The 7052-nt window shown below is 64.2% G+C and carries 4 protein-coding genes and 2 pseudogenes; 2 read left to right on the top strand and 4 right to left on the bottom strand.

What is annotated here, in order from left to right; all coding sequences use genetic code 11:
* The first annotated feature begins 896 nt into the window (after nucleotides 1-896).
* Both ACFT41_RS31775 and dxr read left to right on the top strand, forming a co-directional pair.
* A complete protein-coding gene (locus ACFT41_RS31775) occupies nucleotides 897-1880 on the top strand; it encodes a nucleoside-diphosphate kinase (protein WP_377590113.1) in 984 nt (327 codons plus the stop codon).
* A 201-nt stretch (nucleotides 1881-2081) separates the two neighbouring features.
* Nucleotides 2082-3302, top strand: coding sequence for a 1-deoxy-D-xylulose-5-phosphate reductoisomerase (gene dxr / locus ACFT41_RS31780; protein ID WP_377590111.1), 1221 nt, complete (start codon nucleotides 2082-2084; stop codon nucleotides 3300-3302).
* Between the two features lie 310 nt (nucleotides 3303-3612).
* Here dxr and ACFT41_RS31785 read toward each other — a convergent pair.
* The 4 genes and pseudogenes from ACFT41_RS31785 to ACFT41_RS31800 form a co-directional block, all read right to left on the bottom strand.
* Nucleotides 3613-3783 (bottom strand): annotated as a pseudogene (locus tag ACFT41_RS31785) (IS5/IS1182 family transposase); the annotation flags it as partial.
* A gap of 114 nt (nucleotides 3784-3897) precedes the next feature.
* Nucleotides 3898-4473, bottom strand: a pseudogene (locus ACFT41_RS31790) (transposase family protein); the annotation flags it as partial.
* 570 nt (nucleotides 4474-5043) lie between these two features.
* Nucleotides 5044-6639: a DUF6884 domain-containing protein gene (locus ACFT41_RS31795; protein ID WP_377590109.1), complete on the bottom strand. Its 1596-nt coding sequence runs from the start codon at nucleotides 6637-6639 to the stop codon at nucleotides 5044-5046.
* Nucleotides 6636-6953: a hypothetical protein gene (locus ACFT41_RS31800; protein WP_377590107.1), complete on the bottom strand. Its 318-nt coding sequence runs from the start codon at nucleotides 6951-6953 to the stop codon at nucleotides 6636-6638. Before ACFT41_RS31800 ends, ACFT41_RS31795 begins: the two co-directional genes overlap by 4 nt.
* Between the last annotated feature and the right edge of the window lie 99 nt (nucleotides 6954-7052).

Raw genomic sequence — 7052 nt, forward strand, 5'->3', positions numbered from 1 at the left:
ACGCATGGTCAACCGCCAAGTCCTGACCGAAGACCAGCCCGGAGTGTTCACCCTTATCCCGAAACGGACCTAAACCTCCGAACCGCCCTCTCAGAGCCATCTTTCACTGGCCGCGGACAAGTAAGGCCTGCCGGCCTGGGTTCAGTCGCAGCCAGCGGGATCGGCGCTGCTTTCGGTGGGAGCGGCGGTCGGGGCATCGGGTTTTGGTCAATTTGCTATCCTACCTGGAGCCTTGCGCCCATCAATCACCGGGTCCGCCACACCCACCGAGCTGCAAGATCAGCTTCGAAAAGGCTCAGTGTGTGTCGGGGTTGGCGCGCAGCAGTCGGCGTATTCGTGCGACCCTGCGGTCCTGATCGAGGCGCAGGTCGGACTTGGCCAGCATCTGGGCGACTGTGCGCCGAGGATCTCCGACTGCGACCGGATCGTCGGTGTCACGGTGGTCGAGGCGACGATGTGGCAGCGGAAGTCGTAGTGGTGACAGACCATCGCCAGGGCTAGGGCGTAGATGCTGCTCGAACTGTCGACGACGGTGTCTCCCGGCCGCACGGTGCCGTCGGCGAGCAGGGTCCGGACGGCGGCGCCCTACGCACCGCCGGCATCACCAACATCGCCGCCGCCAACCGCCACCACGCCTTCAACAGCAAACGCCCCCTCGCACTACTCGGCATCACCTGACGACTTTGCCAGGGCGCTAAGTTCAAGCTGGAAGCCCGGAATGGCGTCAGGGCCTGGATCCAGTTAGGGTCAACTGCGTTGGAGCCGGCGACCGCGCGACTGTGGGGCCGGGTGATGGTTATGCGAACAGTTGGTTCGTGGAGTCCAAGGGAGTCGGTGCCAGTTGGCAGCCTTCGCCGAACCGGGGTTGGCGGCCACCTGCATGACGAACGGAGGCAATGGGGTTCATGGAGCTGTTAGATCTGACCCGAATGCCAATAAAGGCGGACCTCTACCGCCAAGAGGTATATTACCGCGAAGCGCGCGCCGACATCATTGAACATCTCGGCGAATCTGCTTATGCCTTGATACGCGACGGTGCCCTTCTAATGATGAAGCCCGATGGCCTTGTTGGGGGAAAGCTGGGCAGCGTCTGCTCCTTCGTTCGCGAGAGGGGCTTCACGGTCGTGGCAGTCGAGGAGGTGATACTCGATGCGTGTAAGTGGCGTGAGATTTGGCGGTATCAGCTTAATGCCGCCTCAATCGATAGAATTGTTTTGAAGGAAGCGCTGTACTCTGCTCGGCCGTGCCTCATTATGTTGTTGAGAAGTGAGCCGGGACACGACGTGCCGGCGACCGTCCGACTCAGCAGCCTCAAGGGTGCAGCTGATCCGAAAAATCAGGTGTCAGGCACCCTTCGTAGCTTGCTTCAGCAGCCAAATCGGCTTCTCAGCCTCGTGCATTTCGCGGACGAACCAGCCGATCTGGTCCGCGAACTTGCGATCCTCTTCAGTCGAGAGGAGCGTCTACGGCTTCTGAGCTCCCTGCGCGAACAGAGGTTGTCAGCCACAGGCGAGGACAGGCTGCGTGTGGCGCTGGCGGAGGATTGCCACCCAAGCAGCTCGCTCGAGCTTGCACCGTCGGTTTCCCGAGCGCGGGAAGCCCTACGCCTCTACGCGGAGTCGCATCCTGATTCAGTCACACAGTTCACCGAGATAGGTGCCGCCCTTGACCGAGTAGTCAAGGGGCTCAAGATTGACTGGCGCTCCTGGAAACAACAGATCGAAGCGCTCTCGGTCCCTGTCGATCCTTGGGATCTCATCGTGATCGGTAGTTACTCGATCATAGCCGACGAACCTGGGCAGTCGAAGATGATCGGTAATCCTCCGCCCGGAGCCTGGGCCAGGGCTATTCCGCAGTCTCCTTCTCCGGCGGGGCGCTGACAGCTCTGTGCTGGAAATGAAGACAGCTCAGACCGCAGAGGACGCCACCCTCGGGTCTCTCACGTATAATGCCGCTGATATGCGAAATCGCGCGTAACGGGCTCCAGCGGCAAGACGGATTCCGAGTATCGGCGGGCTATCCGAATCTGACGCATGCCTAACCAGGAACACGGCCGAAGTAAAAACGGGCGGGAGGAGTTCATGTTGTCCACCGGAGGGGCTGCTCGCCACATCGTACTACTGGGTTCGACCGGCTCAGTCGGTACACAAGCGGTCGACGTCCTACAACGTTATCGCGACCGATTCATCGTTCACGGCCTCGCGGCGAGCGGACGCCGCCTGCCGTTGCTGGCTCAGCAGGTGTTGGACTTGGAGCCCGAGATCGTAGCGGTCGCCGATCCTGATGCCGAGCAACCGCTCAAGGCGGCAGTCAGGGCAGAGGCTGAGCGACGCGGAATCGCGCCAGCGGGCCATCCTCATCCGACTATCGTCACAGGCTCGGAAGGAGTTGAACGCCTTGCGGCAAGCAACGTCGATGTCGTGCTTAACGCTATCGACGGAGCGCTAGGGCTGGGCTCGACTCTCGCCGCAATAAACGAGGGAAATATTGTCGCTCTGGCGAACAAGGAGTCCTTGATTGTCGGGAGCGATCTCATCAAGCAGGTCGCCCGCCCGGGACAGTTGGTTCCGGTGGATTCCGAGCATGCCGCGATCGCCCAGTGCCTGCGCGCCAGTGCTCGATCTGAAGTTCGCCGGCTTGTCCTCACCGCAACCGGCGGACCTTTTCGAGGCTGGCCGCGGGCCAAACTTTCCTCAGTCACGCCAGCGCAAGCCCAAGCCCACCCCACGTGGTCAATGGGACCGGTCATCAGCATCAACTCGGCGACGCTCATGAACAAAGGGCTGGAAGTCATCGAAGCCCACCTGCTGTTCGATGTGTCCTTAGACGATATAGTGGTGATGCTGCATCCGACCTCGGAGATCCATTCCATGGTCGAATTTTGTGATGGTGCTGTGATTGCTCAGGCCAGTCCGCCCGACATGCGTCTCGCTATCGCTTTCGGCCTAGCCTTCCCCGACCGGTTGCCGGATGTCGCTAGGAAATTTGATTGGACGAGACCCTACGAATGGCGACTCGATCCGCTAGACAATGTTGCGTTTCCTGCGGTTGAGTTGGCGCGCCATGTCGGTCGCACCGGCGGTGGGGCTCCGGCGGTCTACAACGCTGCCAATGAAATCTGCGTGCAGCGCTTTCTCGCAAAGCAGCTGTCCTTTGTTGACATCATCGATACCGTCGCACAGGTGGTCGATGAATACCATCCCAGCGTAATTCGCGACATGGCCGACATCAGCGCGGTGGACGCGTGGGCGCGTACGCGCGCCGTCGAGGTCGCTGACGCTACCGGGCTGAGGTCCAAGTAATTTATTCACAGTGGCCGCTGCCCGGCGGGCAGCCGACGACAATGCGGCCCAGATGTGGCACGATTCGGTTGTATGCATGTTCGAGCGACTTTCCACGCAAGATGGCGGCCACCGCTCGCATCACGCCGTGGTGGGTGACTGCGAGCACTGGTGAGGGCAGGGCCATTGCGTAGTTGGGTAGCAGGGTCTTTGCGTAGTCGGTTGAGGTGTGCCTGACCTGGGCGTACGCCGTGTCGCGGCTGATTGGAGGGTGACGTAGGACGGGTGCGGTCGCTCGGTGATCATGGAGTTGCTGAGAGGAACGTCTGATTCACGTATTGTGTGTGTTCTGGGGTTTTAATGGGTCTCGCCAGGTTGGGGTGGTTTCGGCGGTGAGGCGTTTGGCGAGGGTGTCGATCATGGCGAGGGTGATCATGCTGGCGGAGTTTTCTGGTCGTGCTTCGTAGTCGCGGACGAGTCGGCGGTGGTGCATGAGCCAGCCGGATGGGTCGGCCGCGCGGCGAGGTGCCAGTCTGAGCTGGTTCTTTTCCGCGCGACCTCCCGCCGAACCGGACGTGATGGTTTCCCGATCATCCGGCTCTCCAGTGAGCCATTTTCATCCTGCGTAGCGGTTCGCTTCGATGTGGTGCAAGACGGGGATGGCCTGCACGATCACGGTGGCGCGGCGCGGCCAGCAGCGCAGCTTGGCCAGGATCTTCCAGGTCTTGAGCGTGGCGATGGCCCGTTCGCCGCGGGCTCGGATCCTCGCGTGTGCCCGGTTGACCGTCTTCTGGCGGCGCGACAGTTTCGGCCGGAAGCGGCGCCGCTTGAACGGCGTGCGCACGCTGCCCCGGGCGCCCTGGTAGCCCTTGTCGGCGAAGGTCATCACGTCGGCGCTGGTCAGCGCGTCGATGATGCCGTGGACGCGGGCGGCGGTGAGGTCGTGCGCCGAGCCCGGCAGTGCCGGTGACGCCCACACGAGCCGGCCCACGGCGTCGGCGATGACCTGCACGTTCACGCCATGGCGCTTGTGCTTGCCGGAGTAGTACGGCCTCTGGTCAGCGACCCGGTCGATCGGAATCAGCGTGCCGTCCAGGATCGCGTACGCCAGGCGACGGATGCGCCGCATCGCCGTGGCCAGGTCCTCGGCGACTGCGGCGAGCAGCACGATCGCTTCCTGCACGTAGCGCCAGCGCCACCCGCCACCCGGGAGAGCAGGCCGAAGGATTGGCTACCCCAGCTGCGCCAGCAGCGATGATCGTCGCCTGGCGAGGTGCTTTAGGCGTTCAACTCTGCGCGGCCATTCGCCCAGTCCAGCCCCGGCCAGCGCATCCGTATACCGAACCAGCGCTCGCCCGCCAGCGCTTGAGACCCAATGCACGGGGTGCTCCACGGGTGCTCCGGCGCTATGGACGGGCCAGCGCTGAATGGACTGGGCGAAACGCGGTCCGGCTGAAGCTGGGGCCTGACCGCGAACAGATGGACTCACGCGCCCCCGTTGGACCAGACGACTCGACCAAGATCAATCTCTTAATCTGCGGGACTACCTGGACTGGTTGGGACGTGTGGCAGTGGGGCTGACCTGAGTATCCTGTGCGGACCGTGGGGCGTCGGACCTGCTGGTCCAGGTGGGCTTCCTGGGGGCGCATGCACAAAGTCCGCTGGTCGAGAGAGCACGTGGGTCACGAATACTACGCCTGCCGCTCGGTGGCCACGTTGATGCTGCCTTGGCCGATCGGGTAGACCGGACAGGGGTGTGCCCTCACACCGCCGCCGCCTGGGCGATGTCCTTCGGGCAGATGGAGCGCAGAGGGCAGGTGCCGCAGTCGGGCGTGCCTGGTCCGCACCAGCGTCGTCCGATCAGCCAGGCGGGGAAGTCCAGCTCTCCGGGCCGCTCGGGGTGTAGCCATCGCGCTACCTCGACCATGTGGTCGAGGTCGTCGCGCTCGGCGAGTCGCGTGCGGAGGAATACCCGCCGTACATGCACGTCGTAGGCGATGTCCGTGCCGGATAGTTCCCGGATCGGCACCGCCAGGTCGCGGGCCAGGATCTCTACTGCCATCGCCGACTTCTTCTGTGCGATACCGGGAAACCTCCGCAGCCGGGTGGCCAGGTCGGTCGCGCGGGGTTCGTCCGCCCAGATCCGGCCGGCGTCGCCACCGTATTCGTTCATGACGATGATGGCGGCGGCGACCAGCCATCCGGGCATGTTGTTGACGAACCGATGCAGTGCCTGCGGTTGGGCGACGGCAGCACGCACCTGCTCTGGTTCGGCTGCGATCCGTGCCGGGTCGAGGTGTCCGAGGCGCTGAAGCAGGTCGTACGGTGCCTTCCAGGCCCGCTCGGCGGGTATGCCCTGGTCGAAGATGACCGCCAGCAGGAACGCGAACGGGTCGTTCAGGATCAGCGTATTGGCTTCGGGGTGCGGTGTGAACTGGGGTGGGGTGCCGGCCCGTTCGGCCTGATGTTCCCGCCCGTACTTCAGCAGGGCAGTGACGACGGCACGCGCATCTGGCTGAACGGGAACGGATGTGGCGGTGGGCGCGAGCGGCTGGACGGTTTGCCGGGGCTGAGTGGCGAGGGACACGGGTCGCTCTGGTGCTGATAGCTGGGGCTGCCGGTCGTACCAAGCGAGCTGCTCACCGAACGGTAGCCCGGCAAGCGGTCGGCAAACCGTCGCTCCGGCCTGGATGAGCAGCGGTGCGATCGCTTGCGCGTACTCGTCGCCGGCGTGGATTTCGACCACACGGTCGCGCACCTGGCCCTCTGCGCGTATCAGCTTGGCCGTGACCCATTGGCCCCAGGCCCCCCGATAGTCCTTGCTCTGCTGGGCGAGGGCGGTGTCGTACGGCGCGATCACCGTTTCGGGCGCCACGAGGCCGTGCTCGGCGCTCAGGATGTAGTAGCGGCGGGCCTGTCGTTCGGCGTAGGCGCGGCGGCGGATGAACAGCGGTGAGACGTACAGGTCGCGGGCTGGCACAGGGTGGTCGAGTTTCGTCTTGACGCAGCCAATCAGGGCAATGTCGGCGCGGGGCTCTGCAGACTCGGACCCTGAACGGCTGCTCGCGTGCTGGGCCGGGATCACTGGCCGAGGTGCGGGGGAGGGGGCCAGTCGGCTGTCGGCGAGCGTGTAGCGGCCGCGTTCGACCCGGATGAGTGGCGTCCCGCACGGGCTCGGCGGGCCGCCGGTGGTGTCTCGGGTCATTCCCTGGATGACGGGGCCGAGCGACTGCGGGTGTCGCGTCGGGTCAAGCTGTTGGACCTCGTCGATCAGTTCCGCTCGGCTGAAGTCGAGCTTGTGTGTCGTGAGCTGGCGCGCTGCGGTGAGGATGAGTTGCCAGGCCGGCTGGTCCGTCACTGTCGCTTCCCTTCGAGGGCCGGTCGCAGATCCAGGATGTCGGGTACGTCCGCGGCGTCGGTCTCTCGACGTCGGAGCAGGTTGAGGAGGTCTTCCTGCCGGGGTTGGCCGAACGCCAGCCGGTACATCACCAGGTCCGACTTGAGCCGGTCGAGCTTCGCCTGATCACGGCTGAGCGGGTACGGCAGGACGTGCCGCTCGATCTTCGCCGGCCCAGGGAACACCCAGTACGGCGCGAAGTCGCCAAGCTCTCCAGAAACCGTTCGTGCCGCGTCGTACAGGGCCTTCCACACGTCCGGCTCGGGGGAGCGCAAGGCATCAGAGGGCGGTTCGGAGGTTTAGGTCCGTTTCGGGATAAGGGTGAACACTCCGGGCTGGTCTTCGGTCAGGACTTGGCGGTTGACCATGCGTTT

Origin of the sequence: Micromonospora sp. NPDC057141 (genome assembly GCF_042670805.1) — a bacterium.
In the GTDB taxonomy this organism is placed as follows: Bacteria; Actinomycetota; Actinomycetes; order Mycobacteriales; family Micromonosporaceae; genus Micromonospora.